This window comes from Pyramidobacter sp. YE332 (assembly GCF_033060595.1).
GTDB lineage: Bacteria > Synergistota > Synergistia > Synergistales > Dethiosulfovibrionaceae > Pyramidobacter.
The window spans coordinates 825,525-842,516 of record NZ_CP133038.1 but is presented as its reverse complement, the minus strand read 5'-3'; the positions used below and the strand labels follow the sequence as shown (position 1 = coordinate 842,516).

Genomic DNA, 16,992 nt, shown 5'->3' with positions numbered 1-16,992 from the left:
CCATGAAAAAAATTCTCGTCGCCGGCGCCCGCAGCTTTGTGGGACGCTCTTTCGCCAGATGGCTGGAACGCTTCGGCGGCCGCTACCGGACCGACTTCGTCAGCCTGCGCGGCGCGGAGTGGCGCCGGCACAGCTTCGCCGGTTACGACGCCCTGATTCACTGCGCGGGGATCGCGCACCTGTCCGCCGCGCCCGACGAGTTTTATCGGCGCGTCAACCGCGACCTCGCCGAGGAGACCGCGCTCAAGGCGCGTCGCGAGGGCGTCGGACAGTTCGTCTTCATGAGCAGCATCGCCGTTTACGGCGACAGCGCGCCGCCGGGAGAGGAAAAAATCATCGCGGCCGGGACCGTCCCCGCGCCGTCGAACATTTACGGACAGTCAAAGCTGGAAGCCGAAGGGAGACTCGCCGCGCTCGCCGCGCCGGCGTTCAGGATCGCCGTCGTCCGCGCCCCTCTGATTTACGGCCCGGGCTGCGGGGGGAACTTTCCCGCGCTGATCGGATGCGCGCGCCGCCTGCCGCTTTTTCCCAAAGTGGAAAACCGCCGCAGCATGATCTATATCGGCAACCTCTGCGAACAGCTCCGCCTGATCGTCGACCGGGAGGACTCCGGCACGTTCTTCCCGCAAAACAGCGCTTATGTCGGCACTTCCGATCTGGTGCGCCGTCTGGGCGCGCTCCAGGGGCGGAACATCACTCTCACGAGACTTCTCAATCCCACGCTGTATTTTTTGCGCCGCTTCACGCCGGCGGTCGACAAGGCCTTCGGCTCTCTCTGCTACGCTCGGGAGTTAAGTCGATGCGAAGAGTACGATATCGTGCCGTTCGAGCAATCTCTCGTGGAAACGCTGAACGCATTCGAGAATTTACGATGAAAAAACTTCTTATTGCGACAACGATCCAAAGAACGCTGCGCGACTTCCTGCTTCCTTACGGCGATTATTTCCGCGCCCAAGGCTGGCAGGTCGACGCGATGGCCAACGCGCGCGATCCCTTTCCCGCCGCGGAAAGTCATTTCGATCGTTTTTACGCCGTCGACTGGGGACGCCGCCCTCTCGACCCGCATAATTTCGCGCGCGCCGCGCGCCGTACGCGAACTGGTCGCTCGCGAAAAATACGACATCGTTCACGTCCACACGCCCGTAGCGGCGTTCGTCGCCCGCTTCGCCCTGCGCGGCCTGCGCGCGGCGGGGCAGGTCAAGGTCGTGTACACCGCGCACGGCTTTCATTTCTTCAAGGGCAACTCGAAAATAAAAAACGGCCTGTTCATCGCCCTCGAGAAACTCGCCGGGCGCTGGACAGACCGTTTGGTCGTCATCAACCGCGAAGACTACGACGCCGCGCAGAAACACCGCATCGTTCCGCGCGAAAACGTCGCCTTGATGCCGGGGATCGGCGTCGATCTATCGCGATACAGCAGCGGCGCCGTCAGCGACGCGCAGGTCGCCGCCGCGCGCCGGGAAATGCAGCTGATGCCGCAGGAGCTCTACCTTCTCATGATCGCCGAGTTCAATCCCGGCAAACGCCACCGCGACGCCGTCAGGGCGCTCGCACGAATCGAGGAGCCGCGCCTTCATCTCGCCTTCGCCGGACAGGGGCCGCTGTTCGCGGAAACGCAAGCGCTGGCCCGCCGCTGCGGCGTCGAAAAACGCTGCCACTTCCTCGGCCAGCGCGACGACGTCCCCGCGCTGCTCAAAGGCGCGGCCGCCGCCGTGCTGCCCTCGGAACGCGAAGGTCTGCCCCGTTCGATACTGGAAGCCATGGCCATGGGCACGCCGGCGATCGGCGCCGACGTCCGCGGCACGCGCGACCTGCTCGCCGGCGGCTGCGGCACGCTCGTGCCCGTAGGCGACACGGAAGCGCTGGCACACGCGTTCCACGCCGTTTTCGGCGCGCCCGCGCCTTGCCGAGAGCACGTCAGACGGGCCTCGGAAAAGGTCAAAAACTACGCCATCGAACGCCTCCAAAAAATGCACGAACAACTCTACGCCGGACTTCTCTCTTCAGCTCCCGCGCCTCGGCAAAAGAAACGATAATTCCGTTCCGCGCTGTGCCGCCGCGACGGGGAGGGCAAGTTTCCCGGCGGGACGGGAACTAGGCGTCTTTCCCCCGCACGATCCGCCGCGCCGCATTATACAGATGGACTTTCCGCAGCACTCTCCCCAGCCCGCTCACCAGACGGGCGCCCGGCGGACGCCAGCTGCCCGCGAACCAGTGGACCGTAAAGGCGCCGGCAAAATTTTTTCCGTAATTTTCACCTTTCAGGGTCAGCGGGCAAAAGATCTCCTGCGGATAGATACACAGGCCGTCGTCAAGAAACTGCTTTCGATTGTTCAAAAGCACGCCGTACCGTTCCTGAAGGTCCCGCGTGATCAGTCCCGTATTCGGGGTCAGATCGGGAGCGCCGTTTTCATCGACGAAACGTTTCCGCACGTAGTCATCGAGCAATCCTTCGATCCACGGGTGTCCCGCCTCGGCTCCCATGATCCCGGTCACGGGACAGCCGGGACGCTCGAATCCAGTAAAAGCGCGATGCCGCAAAAAGCCATCGAGCGGCTTCAGCACCTCGACGTCGCTGTCCAGATAAACCCCGCCTTGATGATACAAGGCGTAAATCCGCAGAAAATCCGAGACGAAGGCCCATTTTTTCATGGCCGCCGCTTCCCGTGTAAACCGGAACGCGGAAAGGTCGAAATTCAGCTCGTTCCAAAGAACGATCCTGTAATCGGGCAGATATTTCTTCCATGAAGCAAGACACCGGCGTCCCAGCGCGGGGAATTTCTTTTCGCCGAACCAGCAGTAATGGATGATTTTGGGAATCGCCACGTCTTCTCACCCCTGACGCTGATTTTATACCACCTGAAACAGATAGAACTTGAGGTACTCGGTTTCCGGCACGCCCCAGAGGACGGGATGGTCGGGGGATTGGCCGCGGGCTTCGATCCGGCGCAGGCTGACTTTGGCGTCGGCGGCCGCGGCGGCCAGCGTTTGGCGGAACAGCTCGTCGGTCATGAAGTGGGAGCACGAGGCGGTGGCGAGGTAGCCGCCGCGGGGCAGCAGCCTCATGGCCTTGAGGTTGATCTCCTTGTAGCCGCGGGCGGCGTCGCGCACGCTGCGGCGCGATTTGGCGAAGGCAGGCGGGTCGAGGATGATCATGCCGTACTCGCCGCGGGCGCGGCAGGCCATGTCGGCGAGCAGGTCGAAGACGTCGGCGGCGACGAAGTCCACGCGGTCGAGGCAGCCGTTCAGCGCGGCGTTGCGGCGCGCCATCTCCAGAGCGCTCGCGGAAACGTCCACGGCGGTGACGTGCGCCGCGCCGCCCTTGACGGCGTTGAGCGCGAACGAGCCGGTGTGGGTGAAGCAGTCCAGCACGTTCAGACCGGCGCACAGGCGGGCCGCCGCAGCGCGGTTGAACTTCTGGTCGAGGAAGAAGCCCGTCTTCTGCCCCTCCACGAAGTCGACGTCGTAGAGCACGCCGTTCTCGCAGATGCGCGCCGTGCGGCGCCCGGCCAGCGAGCAGCCGTCCATGGCGAACTCGCCGCTGTGCCGCGGCAGGCCCTCAAGGTCGCGGATTACAGAATCGCTGCGCTCGTACAGGCCGCTGATCTTCTGCCCGCCCTCGCGCAGCAGCCGCACCAGCATGGGGAACAGCAGCTCTTTCAACTTGTCCATGCCGAGCGACAGCACTTCGGCCACCAGCACGTCGTCGAAGCGGTCCACGGTCAGGCCGGGAAAGTTGTCGGCGTCGCCGAAGATCAAACGGCAGCAGTCGTACTGATCGCCCATCACCGTTTTGCGGTAGTTCAGCGCGTAGCGCAGACGGCGCTCGAAGAAAGCGGCGTCGAAGCGGTCGTTGGCGTTGGCGGAGATGAGGCGGACGCGGATCTTGGAACGGTCGTTGACGAACCCCGTGCCGAGGTACGTTCCGCCGCGGCTCACCACGTCGACGAGATCGCCGGGGGCGTATTGTCCCCGAACGTCCGTGACCTCTTCGCCGTAGACCCACGGATGGCCGCTTTTGACGCTGCGCTCCGCCTTGGGCGTGACGGCGAAGCGCGGATAATGTCGTTCCTGTTTCATGATCGCACTCCTCGAAGATCGGCCCGAGCGGCCGCGATTTTTCGCCATTATACCATCATGCGAACCGGCTTTTGCGGCAAAAACAGGGGCGGACGGCCAAATTTTCCCGGTCGTCCGCCCCTGTTTTTCTTTTCGGAAAAGCTTCTCGTTCAGCGGGCCTCCATGCTTCTTTCCGGTTCGAGGATCTCGCGCACGATCAGATACATGAGATTGTGCAGGATCGACGGCTGCTGCCCGGGAGCGCGCAGCAGCTCTCCGCCGGCGCCGAACTGTTCTTCAAGAAGCAGAAAGACCTGACGCGATTCCGCCGCGCGCCCCGCCTGAGCCAGCACGTAAGCGCCCAGCGAAGCGGCCGCCAGCGACGCCTGTTCGCCTTCGACGAAACAGGTCGGCTCGGCGCGAAGCCTTTCCACCAGACGGTCCATGGAATGAAGCGGCACAAGGCCGCCGTCCAGCAGATTGGCCATGATCAACAGCGCGTCGAGAGAACCGTCCTGGCTGTCCACGTAACTGCGCTTGTCCACGTCGTAAGCCAGCCGCAGCGTCTGCGCGCCGCTCCCCGCCAGCAGGATGCCGAGACAGCGCTGCGCCACCGGCTCCCACTGGGAAGAAAAACTTTGCAGCTGCAGCAGCGCCTTCACGTCGACAGCGCCGAGGCTGAGACGGTGGCTGGGCTCGTAAATGCTGAAAATCCCGGACTCCCGTTCTTTCCACGAGGCGCCGTTGATCAGCACGTTGCGGTAGACGTTGAAGCGCAGCATGCGCCCCGCCGTTTTCAGCGCCCGCTCGCGGTAGTGCGGCTCGTCCCATCGTTCCGCCGCGTCGAGCAGCACGCGGCAGAACTGCAGGTCCGTCGCGGTGCGGTCCTCCCACGCTACCGGCTGCAAAGAAGCGTCCAGCTGCCGGTACAGCAGCATCAGCGGCGACTGGAAGTGCTTCACCGCCAAGCGGTAGAGCGCCTCAAAGCGCTCACGGTCGTTCTGCAGCAGACGCAGGCGCAGTTCGCGCACAAGCACTTCCGACGAATAAGTGCTGCCGCCGGGCCGATCGGGCAGCAGGCCGTTTTCGGAGCGGCACGCTTCCAACGCGCTCTCCACGGAGGCCTGCGACGGCGCGGCCGCGAAAGCGAGCGCCAGCAGAGCGCACGCCGCGATTTTCAGAAGACGCTTCTTTTTCACGACGGCGCCACCTCCGTATCGCTCAGAATTTTTTCAGCCGCGCCAAAATCAGCGGCACCAGGATCAGCGCGATCACCATGTTGGCGGCCATGAAGCTGCCGTTGTACAGCAGCGAGTAGACCAGCGGATGCGTGCCCGCCGGCGCGTAGGACGCGAAGAACACCACGCCCGAGGCCACATGGCAGACGATCCGCGCCGCCACGGCGACAAGGATGCCGGCGAAGACGTGTTCCCCGCCCAGCGCCGCCAGCCCCAGCGCCGCGTAGGCCAGCGGATAATCGAGCATCCCTTGCACGGGATGGACCACGTAGCCGCCCATCACGTACTGCAGAAGGCCGGCCACGGCGCCCGCGCCGATCCCCTTCAACAGTCCCCAGCGCATCGCGTACACCAGCAGCGGCACGATCTCCAGCGTCACCGAACCGCCCTGAGGCAGACGGAACAGCCTCAGCCGCGAGAACACCACCGCCAGCGCAATGCACAGCGCCGCCTCCACCACCGACTGCGTTTTGCTGCGTTGATACATCAAAAAGACCTCCCGTAAAATCAAAAGATTTACAGGGGACGGGAAAACCCGCACCTTCCCTGCACCGGTATGAACCGGATCAGGTTCCAAGGGTCGAGACCGTTTCGTCTCCTCTCAGCCGGATACGCCGACGCCCCCGGTTCCTGCTTTTATTATCATCGTTCCGGGCGGACGCGTCAAGACCGTCTCGCCGAAAGGCCCCCGGCTATGGTAGACTTGTGAAAACGAACGCGCCGTCCCAGCGGCACAAAAGGAGAAAAAGACGATGAGACCAGTTCTGTTCTTTGGGGAAGCGCTGATGGACCAGTTTTACGACGCCGCAGGCGAACTGCAAAGCTCCCTGCCCGGCGGTTCCGTGCTCAACGCCGCCGTCGGCGCGGCGCGGCTCGAACTACCGGCGGCCTTCTGCGGCGGCATCGGCGGCGACGAGGAAGGACGCGCGCTGCTGCGGCTGTTCGACCGCGAGCGCATCGACCACCGCTTCACCGTCTACAAAAAAGACCGCGCCACCGCCGCTGCGCAAGTGCGCCTCGCCACCTCGGGGCAACCGAACTTCGCCTTCCGCCGCGCGGGCTGCGCCGACGAATCCGTGACGCCCGACGACGTGGCAGAGATCGACCCGAACGACTTCAGCGGCCTGCACTGCGGCGGCGTCATGCTCGCCTCCGAACCGGGCGCGTCCGCGCAGGAAGCCTTGGCGGAAAAATTCTACGATGCCGGCGTTCCCGTGTCGTTCGATCTCAACGTCCGTCCCGCGCTGATCGCCGACAAGCAAAACTACTGCGAACGGGCGCTGAAATTCATGATCCGCCCGCAGCTCGTCAAATTCAGCCGCGACGACATCGAATGGTTCTTCCCCGGCGAGGACGTCAACGACAGCTTCGCCGCCATGCACCAGGCCCGCCGCGGCGCGCTCACCGTCCTCACCGCCGGCGCGCAAGGTTCGCTGATCGCTTCCGGCCAGGTCTGCGAGCGCCTCTTCGCCTACTCGGTCGCCGTCGCCGACACGACCGGCTGCGGCGACGGCTATGCCGCCGGTCTGCTGCGCGGCCTGTTCAGCCTGCCCGACGCCACCGCTTGGGACGAACTGACCGCGGAACAGGCGCGCTGGATCGGTTCCGGCGCTTCGGCCGTCGCCGCCCGCGTCTGCGAAAAGAGGGGCGCCATCGCCGCCATGCCCCGCTTCCGCGACATTTACGGCGCCAACGGCACGCATCAGTGAGCGTAAGGCGGCGAAGAACGCCAAGAAGAACGAAAAAGCGACAAACGGAAAAAGCCTGCCGATCGCTCGATCGGCAGGCTTTTTCGTGCGGACTGTTCTACGTGGAACAATCCCGATTTATCGTCAATTCTCATTTTTTCCCGCGCCGATGCGCAATATTTTCAACGACGCCTTTCCATTGAAAACCGGTATCAGAAATTCGGTTCGGGCCCCGTGCCGTGAGGCAGATCCCAGTCGCGGCACACACCTTTGGTGAACAGCAGATGGATGCAGGGCACGCCTTTTTCGAGAAAATCCATGATCAGGCCGCGATCCCACGTTTTCGGCTTTACCGGCCAGGGCGGCATGATCAGCCCGTGAGGCAGAACGGCGCCTTCTTCCATGCTGCGCCCAAGGCTCAGCCACGAACCGCCGCAGCTGATGAAGGCTGTGATGGGCTTTGCAGCGAAGAGCATCTGCCGGAAAGCCATGGACATGCGGAGATCTGCCGGGATCATGCAGGTTTCGCGGCGCTCGCTCATGAGCCGGCGCACGAGCGGCAGCACATCCTCATCGAGGACGTTCCGGCGCATGCGGTCGTCCATGCCGCCCGGCGTCAGCGCGTCGATCTTCACGTCCATGACGCCGCGTTCGCGCAGCGCGTCGAGCATCACCGGCACGGTGAACTGCGGCAGCGTGCCGCCATACATGGAAGCGCCGTAGGAGAGCACGAAGACCGTGTTCAGTTTCAGCGTTCGCGCCGCGCAGAGCGCGGCCATCGTGAAACCGGGGTAGGAACTGGTGGCGTTGATGCCGATCCAATCTCCTTCTCTGACGCCGGCGCGGATCAGATAGCCGGCCAGGGCCCCGGCCATTTCCGGCTGGGCGGCCGCGCGCTTGTCGTGCCAGCTGCCGGGGGTCGTGGCCAGCGCGGTGAACTCCTCGCCCACCAAGCCGGTACGATCGGGATCGAGGCGCACGTCGAAATCGGGCACGCGCCTCAACTTTTCTTCCCACAGCACCGCCTCGCAGCGGCGCATCAAATCGACCGCAGCGTTCTGCCTCGCGTCTTCGAAGGCGCAAGCGGAACGTGCCGCCAGCGCCAGAACCAAACACAAGAAAATTCTTTTCATCGTTCCCACCTTCATGACGTCGCGGCGCACGGACAATAAAAACTCAGAAACGGAGCGGCTGTTTCCGAGTTTTTTCTGTCGCGATCTTTCAATGGGCTCTTTTTCCAAAACGTTCCGCCTCGCGTTCGCACCACAGATACAGAGCGGCGCAGAGCGCAAAGAGCCCGGCGTAGAGGATCAGCACGGGCGAGTAACTGCCGGCGAGGCTGTAACCGAAGTTGATCAGCGGGTTGCCGACGGCGATGCCGGCGGACATGAGCGCGAAGAAAACGCCGATCATCGCCGTATACGCCCGAGCCCCCAGAAGATTCGTCACCAGCAGCGGCACCATGATGGTCTCCACCGGCATGGCAAAGCCCAGCAGCACGGCGAACGCGACGGCGGAAAGCTCGCCCGAGGCGCGGGAAAGCGTCAGCAGCGCGGCGACGCCGCACGCGCAGCTCGTCAGGAATACAGGCCGAAGCCCGAAACGGTCGTACAGCGCGCCCCAGAGGACCTTGGCCGCGCCCAGCACGATGAACATCAGCCCCGTCATCTGCCCGGCAAAGACGGGATCGAAACCGCGATCCACCAGATGCGCGGGAGCGATCGTATAGACAGGATTGCACAGCCAGCCGAGCACGAACACGATCGCGAACAGCGCGTAAAAACGGCCCGTACGGCGTAGCTCCGCAAGCGACGGTCCGGCGTCGGAAGGCTCTGCGCGCGCCTTTTGCAAAGCGGCGTTTTCCGGCCTGCGGCGCACGCGCACGAACAACGTCAGACCGAGGCCGATGCCCAGGATCAGGAACGAAGTCAAACGGTAGGAGAAACGCCAGCCGTTCTGCGCGATCCAGCGCGCCACGAGCACGTTGCCGAGGGCGCCGCCGATGCCGCTGGCAGCAAAAACAATGCCCAGCACGGTGCCTTTGCGCTCCGTGAACCAGTTGTCCACCAGATAAGAACAGGACGCGCTGGTGCACAGGGCCAGCGCGGTGCCCTGCAGGATGCCGCCGGCGTAAAACCCGGGCAGCGTGCTGGAAGACGAAAAGATGAAAAACGCCGCCGCGAGGAACAGAAAACCGGCGCCGACCGTCCGGCGGATGCCGATCTTCGTAAAAATTTTCAGCCACAGCAGATTGAAAATCGTCGTGAACAGATACCTCATGCTGAAGGTCAGGGAAAAATCGGCCCGGCTCAGGCCGAACTCCCGCGTCACCGGGGCAAGATACTGCCCGTTGGGAGCGTTGCCCAGCCCCATGGCTACAAACATGAACATAAAACTCACGGCCGCAATGACGTAACGATACGATGAATTCTTTTCCCCCGACTCCGCGTTTCGATTCATTTTCAGCCTCTTCCCCGCTTCGGGAGCGTGGCGCTCCCTTTTTTTCACAAACGGCTACAGCAGCACCATGCTCGCCACGGCGAAGTACAGCGCCAGCCCCAGCACGTCGACGATCGTGGCCAGCAGCGGCCCGGAGATCAGCGCCGGGTCGAAGCCGAGGCGTTTGACGACGAAGGGCATGAGCGCGCCGAGCAGGTCGGACGCCACGACCACGCAGATCATCGCCATGGCGACCACGAACGTGACCTGCGCGCCCGCGCCGATGAAAAGCGACCGTCCCGCCGCCAGCAGGGCCATGGCGCCGCCCAGCAGCAGGGCCGTGACCAATTCGCGCAGCAGCACCCGCCCCAGCACGCTGCTTTCCAGACGCCCCAGCCCCATCGAGCGGATGATCAGCACCGAGATCTGCGCGCCCACGTTGCCGCCCGTGTCGATCAGCAGCGGCACGAAGAACGAGAGCGCCAGCACCTGCGAGAGCATGTCCTCGTAGTTTTCCATGATGCCCGTGGTGAGGATGCCCGTCACCAGACAGAGCAGCAGGCAGGGGAAGCGCCGCAGCGCTTCGCCCCACAGACTGCCCTCGTCGTTGTCGCCGTAAAGTCCGCCGGCGTGGTGGAACAGCTCGGTGTTTTCGTCTTCCATGACGTCGAGCACGTCGTCGAAGGGCAGCGCGCCGAGGAGCCGCCCGTCCTTCACGACCGGCAGCACCTGCACGTCGTAGCGCGACATGATGCGCGCCGCCTCGGCGCGGTCCATTTCGGGCGGCACGGCGTGGCAGTCCTCTTCCGTGAGCTGCTCGACCTTCACTTCCGGCGCGGCGAGAACGAGGTCTTCCAGCGCCGCCGTGCCGGCGAAACGCTCGCCGTCGATGACGAAGCAGTGATAGACCAGATCCTTGCCCGGCGCGTCGCGCCGGATCTTGTCCAGCGCTCCGGCCACCGTGTCCCGCGGCGACAGGACCACGCCGTTGCCGCTCATGATGTAGCCGACGGAATCTTCCGGCCACTCTTTCTTGGGCTGCAAAAGCTTTTGCAGGTTCTTCGGCAGTTTTTCCAGCAACGGATGCTTTTGGCGCGAAGGCAGGGCGTTCAGCAGCTCCGGCAGCAGACGCTCCGGCAGCGACAGGAACAGCCCCCGCAGCTCGGGGATCGAAGCGCTGCTCAGCAGCTTCTGTTTTTCGCGGCGCGACAGGCCTTCGATCAGCACGGCCAGACGGGCCGGTTTCAAAATGCTGCACAGCGCCAGGCCGCTTCGCGGCGGCAGACGCAGCAGTTCCTCCTCCAGCACTTCCGGCGTCATGCCCCGGATCATCAGCCGGGCCTCGTCCAGGCGCCCCTGCTGCAGCAGCGTCTTCAGACGAGAACTGTATCCCATGCGGGCGGACATGGCGGGTCGTCCTCCCGATCCAAAACGCAGATTTTTTTCATGTTCGTCACCTCATCGCGGACACAGACCGCTCAACTCAGGCCGATAAAAACGCCGGCGAGCTCGAAATAGACGATCAGCCCGCAGACGTCGACGACCGTCGTGATCAGCGGCCCGGACATGATCGCCGGATCCAGCCTGACGGCGCGGGCCAGCAGCGGCAGCAGCGTCCCCGCCAGATTGCCCAGCAGTACGATCAGCGTTACCGCCGCCGCCACCGTCCAGGCCACGGCGGTTCCCGTGCCGATCATCCAGGCCCGCGCCATGCCCAACAGGCCCAGCGCGCTTCCGAGCAGAAGCCCGGTCATCGTCTCGCGCAGGATGATCCGCCCCAGGTCGCGCCACTGCACCTCTCCCACGGTCATGCCGCGGATCATCAGCGTCGCCGCCTGGGTGCCGGCGTTGCCGCCGGTGCCGATCAGCAGCGGCACGAAAAAAGTCAACGAAACGACGTGCTGCACGATCGGCGCGTAATGTTTGAGCACCGTCGACGTCAGCGCTTCGGCGACGATGCAGACGATCAGCCAGATGAAACGCTTGCGCGCGACGGTGAAAAGCCCGGCGTCGAGGTAATCTTCCTCGACCGGCTCGATGCCCGCCATGCGCTCGAAGTCTTCCGTAGCCTCCTCTTCGACGACGTCGAGAATGTCGTCGAAGGTGATAATTCCGACCAGGCGGTTTTCCTTGTCCACCACCGGCAACGTGTGCAGGTCGTAGCGGGAGATGATCTGTGCGGCTTCTTCCTGGTCGGCGGTGGTCGGCACGGAGACGGGGCCGCCGTCCATGATGTCGAGCACTTCCGTCTGCGGGTCGGCGAGGATCAGGTCCTCCAGCTCGACCATGCCGAGCAGGTGGCGTCCCTCGTCGGTGACGCAGCACGTGTAGATGGTCTCCTTGCTGCGCGCTTTCTGGCGGATGCGCACGAGCGCCGCTTCGGCCGTCATGTGCGCCTTGAGGTCGATGTACTCGGGCGTCATGATGCGGCCGGCGCTGTCCTGCGGATAGCCCAGCAGCGTGTTGGCCAGCTTTCGTTCCTCGGGCGACAGCTTCTGCAGCAGGCGCTTCACCGTGGTCGCCGGCAGCTCGTCGAACAGTTCCGTGCGGTCGTCGTCGGACATCTCCTCGATGATCTCTTTGACTTCGTCGTCCGTGGCGTGCTGCAAAAAGCGTTCCTGCTCCTCGATGTCCAGCAGCTCGAACACCTCGACGGCCAGATCTTTGGGCAGCAGGCGGAAATAAAATACCAGGCGGGCCGGCGGCAGATCGCGCTCCAGCCCTTCGGCGATGTCGATCGGTTCCATGTCGGAGAGCAGCTCTTTGGCCTCGCGGAAGCGCTTCCGGTCGATACAGTTCTCGATCTGCTCAAAAAGTTTGTTGCGTTCCAAAAAAAACACTCCTTTCGCGTTCCGGCAGCGGCGGCAGCCGACGCGAAAGGAACGTCAGAGCCGAGCGAAAACCGCCGGAGCTAGTGTGCCGAATCGTAAGGGGATACCGTCAGCGTGTTGGTCCATCGGTTTCCGACCGCCTCCTTCTCATGGAAACGCCCCGATACTATTTTTTGCTAAAAAGCGTCACCACGGTTTGCCGGGCGCCGCGAGGAAGTCCAGTCACTCAAAAGGAGCTCGACCGCTGCGCGGGGCGCGCAGCTCGCTTCGTGGATCTTCCTCGCAGCGCCCTTGTGTTTGGCCTTGTCATTGAGGAATAGTATGGCTCTTTTCAGGGCAACGTTTTATTATGATACACACTCGCAAAAAATGAATCAAGTGACCAAAAAGGATTTTTCACGCGCCCGCGTAAAAAAGGGACGGAGTGCGCAAAAAAAATCGCCCGGTCTTCGCGAGACCGGGCGATTTTTTTGCGCGCGCATGAAACGCGCTTATTCCCCTTCAACCGCAGCGGGCTGCGCGGCAGGCGCCGGAGGTTCTGCGGAAACCGAGGGGGCCTCCTCGGGCAGTTCCGGCGGCAGGAACTCCTCCACTTCGCCCGGTTTGGGGTCGAGCCATTCCTTCTGGAACGGCAGGCGGGCCGCCGTGCCTGTGTCCTTCCGGGTCGTACCGGTTTTGCGGTCGCCGGAGCTGGCAAAGGCGAAATCGGTCGTCATGCTCAGCGCCGACACCGGGCAGACGTCGTTGCACTGCGCGCAGAAACAGCAGCGATCGCCGTGCAGCATCACCTTGCGGGGCTTCTGCCCTTCGGTGTCGGGATCGAAGACGATGGCGCGCGCCGGACAGACCTTGGTGCACATGCCGCAGCCGATGCACTTGGCGCGGTCGTAATTCAGGCGCCCGCGGAAGCGCCCCCAACGCGGCACGGCGGGATTGAGAACGACTTTGCCCTCGGCCGCCGCCTGCAGCGCGCCGCTCATGGAATCGGGCATGCGCATGGCGGGGAAGGGACGGGTCAGGCAGTGCATAAAGAACTGACGGAGCACCGTCAGCGACATGGCGTTCAGCATTGCGGATCTCCTCCCTTTCCTTTAATGAAGCATGATCTCGACGGTGATCAGGATCATGCCGGCGAGGGACAGCAGTCCCACGTACCCCCAGTAGAAACGCGCGGCCTGCCAGATCTTGAGCCGTCCGAAGACGCTGCGCAGATACGTGACGCCGATCAGCGCCGCCGCCAGCACTTTCAGCCAGAACCAGAAGAAATCCACGACGTAGACCGCGGCTTTGGGCAGACTGCCGGCGAACAGCGAGCCGGGAAAGAACAGCCCCACGATCAGCGCCGAAAATGCCAGCGAGCGCACAGTGATCGACAGGTTGACCAGCGCCAGGTTGACGCCGCTGAACTCCACCGTCATGCCCTCGAGGATCTCCGTCTTGGCCTCGGCAATGTCCATCAGCCCCGTGCCGCTTTCGCCCGGAGTGATCATCAGCGCCGAGAAAAGGAAGCAGAGCAGGCCGATGAATCCGCTCCAGCCCACCATGCTCCACGGGCTGCTGACGTTGTACGTCGACAGCGCGAAAGGCGCGCCCGGCACGCCGGCCCGACTGGCCAGCCACGCGATCGAGGAGACGATGATCGCCGTGGGGATCTCGAAGCTCATCATCAGCACGATCTCGCGCTGAGCGCCGATCGTGGCGATCGGCGAACCGGAAGCGAAGGCCGCCATGGCCAGACTGATGCTCGACAGCGTGATCAGGTACAGCACGGTGATCATGTCGCCGCGGCCGGAAAGCACCGCCGGCACCGAGCCCATGGGGATGTACAAAAAGATCATCAGCCCCGCCGCCAGCGCGACTACCGGCGCGCCGTTGAAAATCCAGCCCACCGCGCGGCGCGGCGTGATGTTCTCCTTGCCGAGCAGCTTGAAGAAATCGTAAAATCCCTGCAGGAGGGGCGGCCCGAGACGACGCTGCATGCGGGCATGACCGATGCGGTCCAGCGCCTGGAAATACAACGCGAAGAGAACGACAAAGAGCGACAGCAGAAGCGCGAGGATGATTTTCAGAATCAGCATTGGCCCATCTTCCTCCTCAGGTCAGCCGTCTTCTCGCGGCTCATCTTCAAAAGTTCGTCCTTGGTGACCACGCCCTGACGGTTCGCCGCACGGTCGGTCAGCACCATGCGCTCCATGCAGGAGATGCACGGGTCGATGCTGTTGATGATCAGCGCCGCGTCGGCGATCTCGTTGCCGATGAACATCAGCGGCCAGGCCTGGGCGTTTGCGTAGGTGGGGGCGCGGACTTTCCACATGAAGACGTTCTCGTCGCCGGCTTTCAGCTCCACCACGTGCGTGACGTCGCCGCGGGGCGCCTCGATGCAGCCGTAGCCAAAGCCGCCGGCCGCCTTCAGTTTGGCCAGCCCGGCGACCGGCTTCGGAAACGCCGTGATCGGGCCTTCGGGCAGCCCCTCGAGGATGCTTTCGAGCAGATCGAGCGATTGATAGACCTCGAGCAGGCGCACGAGGAAACGGTCGAGCACGTCGCCGTGAACTTCGCCGAAATAGTCCTGAGGCACGATGGCCTTGACGGGAATGTCGCAGTACGCGTCGTAGGGCGACGACTCGCGCACGTCGGCGCGCACGCCGCTGCCGCGCGACGTCGGCCCGAGCGCGTCCAGACGCACGGCGTCGCCCGTGGGGAGCACGCCTACGTCGCGCAGACGGGCCTTGACCACCGGATCGTTGATCACGGCGTCGTAATATTCGTGGAACTCGCTGCGGTAATAAGCGATCATGTCGCGCACGACGCGGTCCACCTTCGGCGTCACGTCCCAGCGCACGCCGCCGATGGCCGTCACGGCGTAGTTGACGCGGTTGCCGGTGAGCGCTTCCAGGACGTCCATGACCTTTTCGCGCAGGGCCATGCCGAGGTGAAAGGCGCTGTCGAAACCGATCGAATAGCAGGCCACGCTCAGCCACAGGATGTGGGAGTGAACGCGCTCCAGTTCCAGCACCAGCGAGCGGATGTATTGACCGCGCACGGGCACCTGGACTTTGGCGGCGTCTTCCACGGCCTTGGCATAGGCGATGGAATGACTGAACGAACAGATGCCGCAGATCCGCTCGGCCAGAAAGATGACCTGGACGGGATTGCGCTCGCGGCTCATGAACTCGATGCCGCGATGGATCGCGCCGGGGCGGACCGTCGCGTCGACGATGCGTTCCCCCTCGATGTCGAGCCACGCCGTGACAGGTTCCTTGAGCCCCACGTGCGCGGGACCGATGGGAAGTTTATAGGTTTTGGTCATCACGGCACCTCCTAATCGAGCTCATTGATGACGCCCTTGCCCTCGGGGCCGGTCTCGTCGCGGCGCCAGGGCAGGATCGCGCGGTCCCAGCCGTCGGGCAGGAAGACGAGATCCGTGTTGGGCTGTCCGTCGTGAGCGACGCCGAGCATCTCGTTCATCTCGCGCTCGCTGAAACCGACGCCGGGATTGCGCCCGTGCAGCGACGGCATGACCAGGTCGGTCTCGGGCACGCGCACCGTGACCGTGACCGTCAGTTCCTTGCCGCGTCCTTCGCGGCGGAACAGCGAGAAGTGGTAGATCTGCCGGATCGCGTCGCCGTCGTCGTTGCCGCTGGTCACGTGAAAATGGGGAAAGTCCAGCTCACCGAGGGCGTCCACGAGATCGAGGAACCTCTCGCGCCTGACGGTAAGCAGCAGATGCCAGCGCGAATACTGGCATACGCCCTCTTTGTACTCGCGCAGCTCCGTTTCCGTCACGGCGTCGCCGAAACGGCTCTGAAGAAATTCGAGCGCTTCCTGAGGCGTTTTGTAATTCACATTTTTATCCGCGTAGATTTCCATCGACGTGGGATATTTTTTCGATTGCGCGCTTGCCAGCATGTCCATCGCGGATTACGCCCCCTCTCCCGCCGCGCTTTTGTCCAGCAGCGCGGCCCGCTTGGCTTCCAACAACGTGACCGCCTTGGCCACGCCCTCGATCAACGCTTCGGGGCGGATGGCGCAGCCGTGCACGTACACGTCTACGGGCACGATGCGATCCACGGGGCCGACGAGATTGTAGGATTTGAAGAACACGTCGCCGGACGTGGCGCAGTTGCCCACGGCGATGACCACCTTGGGGTCGGGGATCTGCGCGTAGATCTGGCGCAGCTTCGGCTCCATGAAGCGCGTCACCGGGCCGGTGACCAGAAGAACGTCGGCATGGCGCGGCGTGCCCGTCAGCTTCAGCCCGAGACGCTCGATGTCGTAACGGGGCGTCAGACTGGCGACGATTTCGATGTCGCAGCCGTTGCAGGAACCGCTGTTGAGCGTAAAAAACCACAGCGACTTGGGCAAGACCTGAAGATAATTTTCCAGCTTCATGACGGCAGCCTCCTAAACGAGCACAAACGTGAGAATCAGGGCGGCCGTGAACACGAACCAGCCCACGTACTCCGTAGCGATGCCGCGGTGCAGCACCGTCAGGTGGGAATAATAGCCCTTCAGCGCTTCGCGGAATCCCCAGTAGGAAGAGCTGGCCGGGACCGTAAAGACCTCCGCGTCGGGGATGACGTTGCCCGAATAGTAAATTTCGTCCTGGTCAGTCCCCTTCTTGTAATCGCTGCGTCCCATCCGGCGGATGAAAAGCGCCGCTCCCCCACGAAGAGGAACGCCAGGATCCACGCCCCCGCATCCCAGAAACCGGCGCCGGAGAAAATGCTGCCGAAC

Annotated in this window: 17 protein-coding genes and 1 riboswitch; of the genes, 3 read left to right on the top strand and 14 right to left on the bottom strand. The window is 63.5% G+C overall.

From position 1 onward, the window contains the following. Nucleotides 1-2: 2 nt before the first annotated feature. Both RAH42_RS03950 and RAH42_RS03945 read left to right on the top strand, forming a co-directional pair. Nucleotides 3-875, top strand: coding sequence for an NAD-dependent epimerase/dehydratase family protein (locus RAH42_RS03950; protein ID WP_078016366.1), 873 nt, complete (start codon nucleotides 3-5; stop codon nucleotides 873-875). 12 nt (nucleotides 876-887) lie between these two features. Then, nucleotides 888-2,036, top strand: coding sequence for a glycosyltransferase (locus RAH42_RS03945; RefSeq protein ID WP_317540005.1), 1,149 nt, complete (start codon nucleotides 888-890; stop codon nucleotides 2,034-2,036). Nucleotides 2,037-2,094: 58 nt separating this feature from the next. Here the strand turns inward: RAH42_RS03945 and RAH42_RS03940 are convergent, their stop codons facing one another. The 4 genes from RAH42_RS03940 to thiT all read right to left on the bottom strand — a co-directional run bounded on the left by RAH42_RS03940 (nucleotide 2,095) and on the right by thiT (nucleotide 5,784). Next, entirely contained in the window at nucleotides 2,095-2,826 is a 732-nt protein-coding gene (locus RAH42_RS03940) for a glycosyltransferase (protein ID WP_078016358.1), read from the bottom strand. Nucleotides 2,827-2,850: 24 nt separating this feature from the next. After that, nucleotides 2,851-4,080, bottom strand: a complete 1,230-nt coding sequence (locus RAH42_RS03935) for a class I SAM-dependent rRNA methyltransferase (protein WP_078016357.1) — start codon at nucleotides 4,078-4,080, stop codon at nucleotides 2,851-2,853. 149 nt (nucleotides 4,081-4,229) lie between these two features. After that, nucleotides 4,230-5,258: a hypothetical protein gene (locus tag RAH42_RS03930; protein ID WP_078016356.1), complete on the bottom strand. Its 1,029-nt coding sequence runs from the start codon at nucleotides 5,256-5,258 to the stop codon at nucleotides 4,230-4,232. Nucleotides 5,259-5,280: 22 nt separating this feature from the next. Further along, on the bottom strand, nucleotides 5,281-5,784 hold the full coding sequence (gene thiT / locus RAH42_RS03925; RefSeq protein ID WP_078016355.1) for an energy-coupled thiamine transporter ThiT: 504 nt from the start codon (nucleotides 5,782-5,784) through the stop codon (nucleotides 5,281-5,283). A 38-nt stretch (nucleotides 5,785-5,822) separates the two neighbouring features. Then, nucleotides 5,823-5,932, bottom strand: a riboswitch (TPP riboswitch). Between the two features lie 117 nt (nucleotides 5,933-6,049). On the opposite strand from thiT, the gene RAH42_RS03920 reads away from it, so the two are divergent. Then, nucleotides 6,050-7,006 carry a carbohydrate kinase gene (locus RAH42_RS03920; RefSeq protein WP_078016354.1) on the top strand — a complete coding sequence of 319 codons (957 nt, stop codon included), beginning with the start codon at nucleotides 6,050-6,052 and terminating at the stop codon, nucleotides 7,004-7,006. A 191-nt stretch (nucleotides 7,007-7,197) separates the two neighbouring features. Here RAH42_RS03920 and pgsW read toward each other — a convergent pair whose 3' ends face one another. The 10 genes from pgsW to RAH42_RS03870 all read right to left on the bottom strand — a co-directional run bounded on the left by pgsW (nucleotide 7,198) and on the right by RAH42_RS03870 (nucleotide 16,947). Next, nucleotides 7,198-8,103, bottom strand: a complete 906-nt coding sequence (gene pgsW, locus RAH42_RS03915) for a poly-gamma-glutamate system protein (protein ID WP_317540004.1) — start codon at nucleotides 8,101-8,103, stop codon at nucleotides 7,198-7,200. Between the two features lie 103 nt (nucleotides 8,104-8,206). Further along, the gene (locus tag RAH42_RS03910) at nucleotides 8,207-9,445 is read right to left on the bottom strand and encodes an MFS transporter (protein WP_078016352.1); all 1,239 of its coding nucleotides are present in this window, start codon (nucleotides 9,443-9,445) and stop codon (nucleotides 8,207-8,209) included. 54 nt (nucleotides 9,446-9,499) lie between these two features. Further along, nucleotides 9,500-10,831 (bottom strand): magnesium transporter, encoded by a 1,332-nt coding sequence (gene mgtE, locus RAH42_RS03905; protein WP_078016351.1) that lies wholly within the window; start codon nucleotides 10,829-10,831, stop codon nucleotides 9,500-9,502. Between the two features lie 71 nt (nucleotides 10,832-10,902). Then, complete coding sequence (gene mgtE / locus RAH42_RS03900) at nucleotides 10,903-12,264, bottom strand: magnesium transporter (RefSeq protein WP_317540003.1); 1,362 nt, start codon at nucleotides 12,262-12,264, stop codon at nucleotides 10,903-10,905. Between the two features lie 482 nt (nucleotides 12,265-12,746). Continuing rightward, on the bottom strand, nucleotides 12,747-13,325 hold the full coding sequence (locus RAH42_RS03895) for a 4Fe-4S dicluster domain-containing protein (RefSeq protein ID WP_078016349.1): 579 nt from the start codon (nucleotides 13,323-13,325) through the stop codon (nucleotides 12,747-12,749). 21 nt (nucleotides 13,326-13,346) lie between these two features. Then, on the bottom strand, nucleotides 13,347-14,333 hold the full coding sequence (locus RAH42_RS03890) for a complex I subunit 1 family protein (protein ID WP_078016348.1): 987 nt from the start codon (nucleotides 14,331-14,333) through the stop codon (nucleotides 13,347-13,349). Further along, the gene (locus RAH42_RS03885; protein ID WP_154528446.1) at nucleotides 14,327-15,565 is read right to left on the bottom strand and encodes a nickel-dependent hydrogenase large subunit; all 1,239 of its coding nucleotides are present in this window, start codon (nucleotides 15,563-15,565) and stop codon (nucleotides 14,327-14,329) included. The genes RAH42_RS03890 and RAH42_RS03885 overlap by 7 nt, the downstream gene beginning before the upstream one ends. Nucleotides 15,566-15,576: 11 nt before the next feature. Then, a complete protein-coding gene (locus RAH42_RS03880; RefSeq protein WP_078016346.1) occupies nucleotides 15,577-16,170 on the bottom strand; it encodes an NADH-quinone oxidoreductase subunit C in 594 nt (197 codons plus the stop codon). A gap of 6 nt (nucleotides 16,171-16,176) precedes the next feature. Then, nucleotides 16,177-16,647, bottom strand: coding sequence for an NADH-quinone oxidoreductase subunit B family protein (locus RAH42_RS03875; RefSeq protein ID WP_317540002.1), 471 nt, complete (start codon nucleotides 16,645-16,647; stop codon nucleotides 16,177-16,179). Between the two features lie 12 nt (nucleotides 16,648-16,659). Beyond that, a complete protein-coding gene (locus tag RAH42_RS03870; RefSeq protein WP_317540001.1) occupies nucleotides 16,660-16,947 on the bottom strand; it encodes a hydrogenase in 288 nt (95 codons plus the stop codon). Between the last annotated feature and the right edge of the window lie 45 nt (nucleotides 16,948-16,992).

Bases quoted from the DNA above. Each gene is read 5' to 3' on its own strand.
- RAH42_RS03950 (WP_078016366.1), top strand. From the start codon at position 3: ATGAAAAAAATTCTCGTCGCCGGCGCCCGCAGCTTTGTGGGACGCTCT.
- RAH42_RS03935 (WP_078016357.1), bottom strand. From the start codon at position 4,080: ATGAAACAGGAACGACATTATCCGCGCTTCGCCGTCACGCCCAAGGCG.
- thiT (WP_078016355.1), bottom strand. From the start codon at position 5,784: ATGTATCAACGCAGCAAAACGCAGTCGGTGGTGGAGGCGGCGCTGTGC.
- RAH42_RS03920 (WP_078016354.1), top strand. From the start codon at position 6,050: ATGAGACCAGTTCTGTTCTTTGGGGAAGCGCTGATGGACCAGTTTTAC.
- RAH42_RS03910 (WP_078016352.1), bottom strand. From the start codon at position 9,445: ATGAATCGAAACGCGGAGTCGGGGGAAAAGAATTCATCGTATCGTTAC.
- mgtE (WP_078016351.1), bottom strand. From the start codon at position 10,831: ATGTCCGCCCGCATGGGATACAGTTCTCGTCTGAAGACGCTGCTGCAG.
- RAH42_RS03895 (WP_078016349.1), bottom strand. From the start codon at position 13,325: ATGCTGAACGCCATGTCGCTGACGGTGCTCCGTCAGTTCTTTATGCAC.
- RAH42_RS03890 (WP_078016348.1), bottom strand. From the start codon at position 14,333: ATGCTGATTCTGAAAATCATCCTCGCGCTTCTGCTGTCGCTCTTTGTC.
- RAH42_RS03885 (WP_154528446.1), bottom strand. From the start codon at position 15,565: ATGACCAAAACCTATAAACTTCCCATCGGTCCCGCGCACGTGGGGCTC.
- RAH42_RS03880 (WP_078016346.1), bottom strand. From the start codon at position 16,170: ATGGACATGCTGGCAAGCGCGCAATCGAAAAAATATCCCACGTCGATG.
- RAH42_RS03875 (WP_317540002.1), bottom strand. From the start codon at position 16,647: ATGAAGCTGGAAAATTATCTTCAGGTCTTGCCCAAGTCGCTGTGGTTT.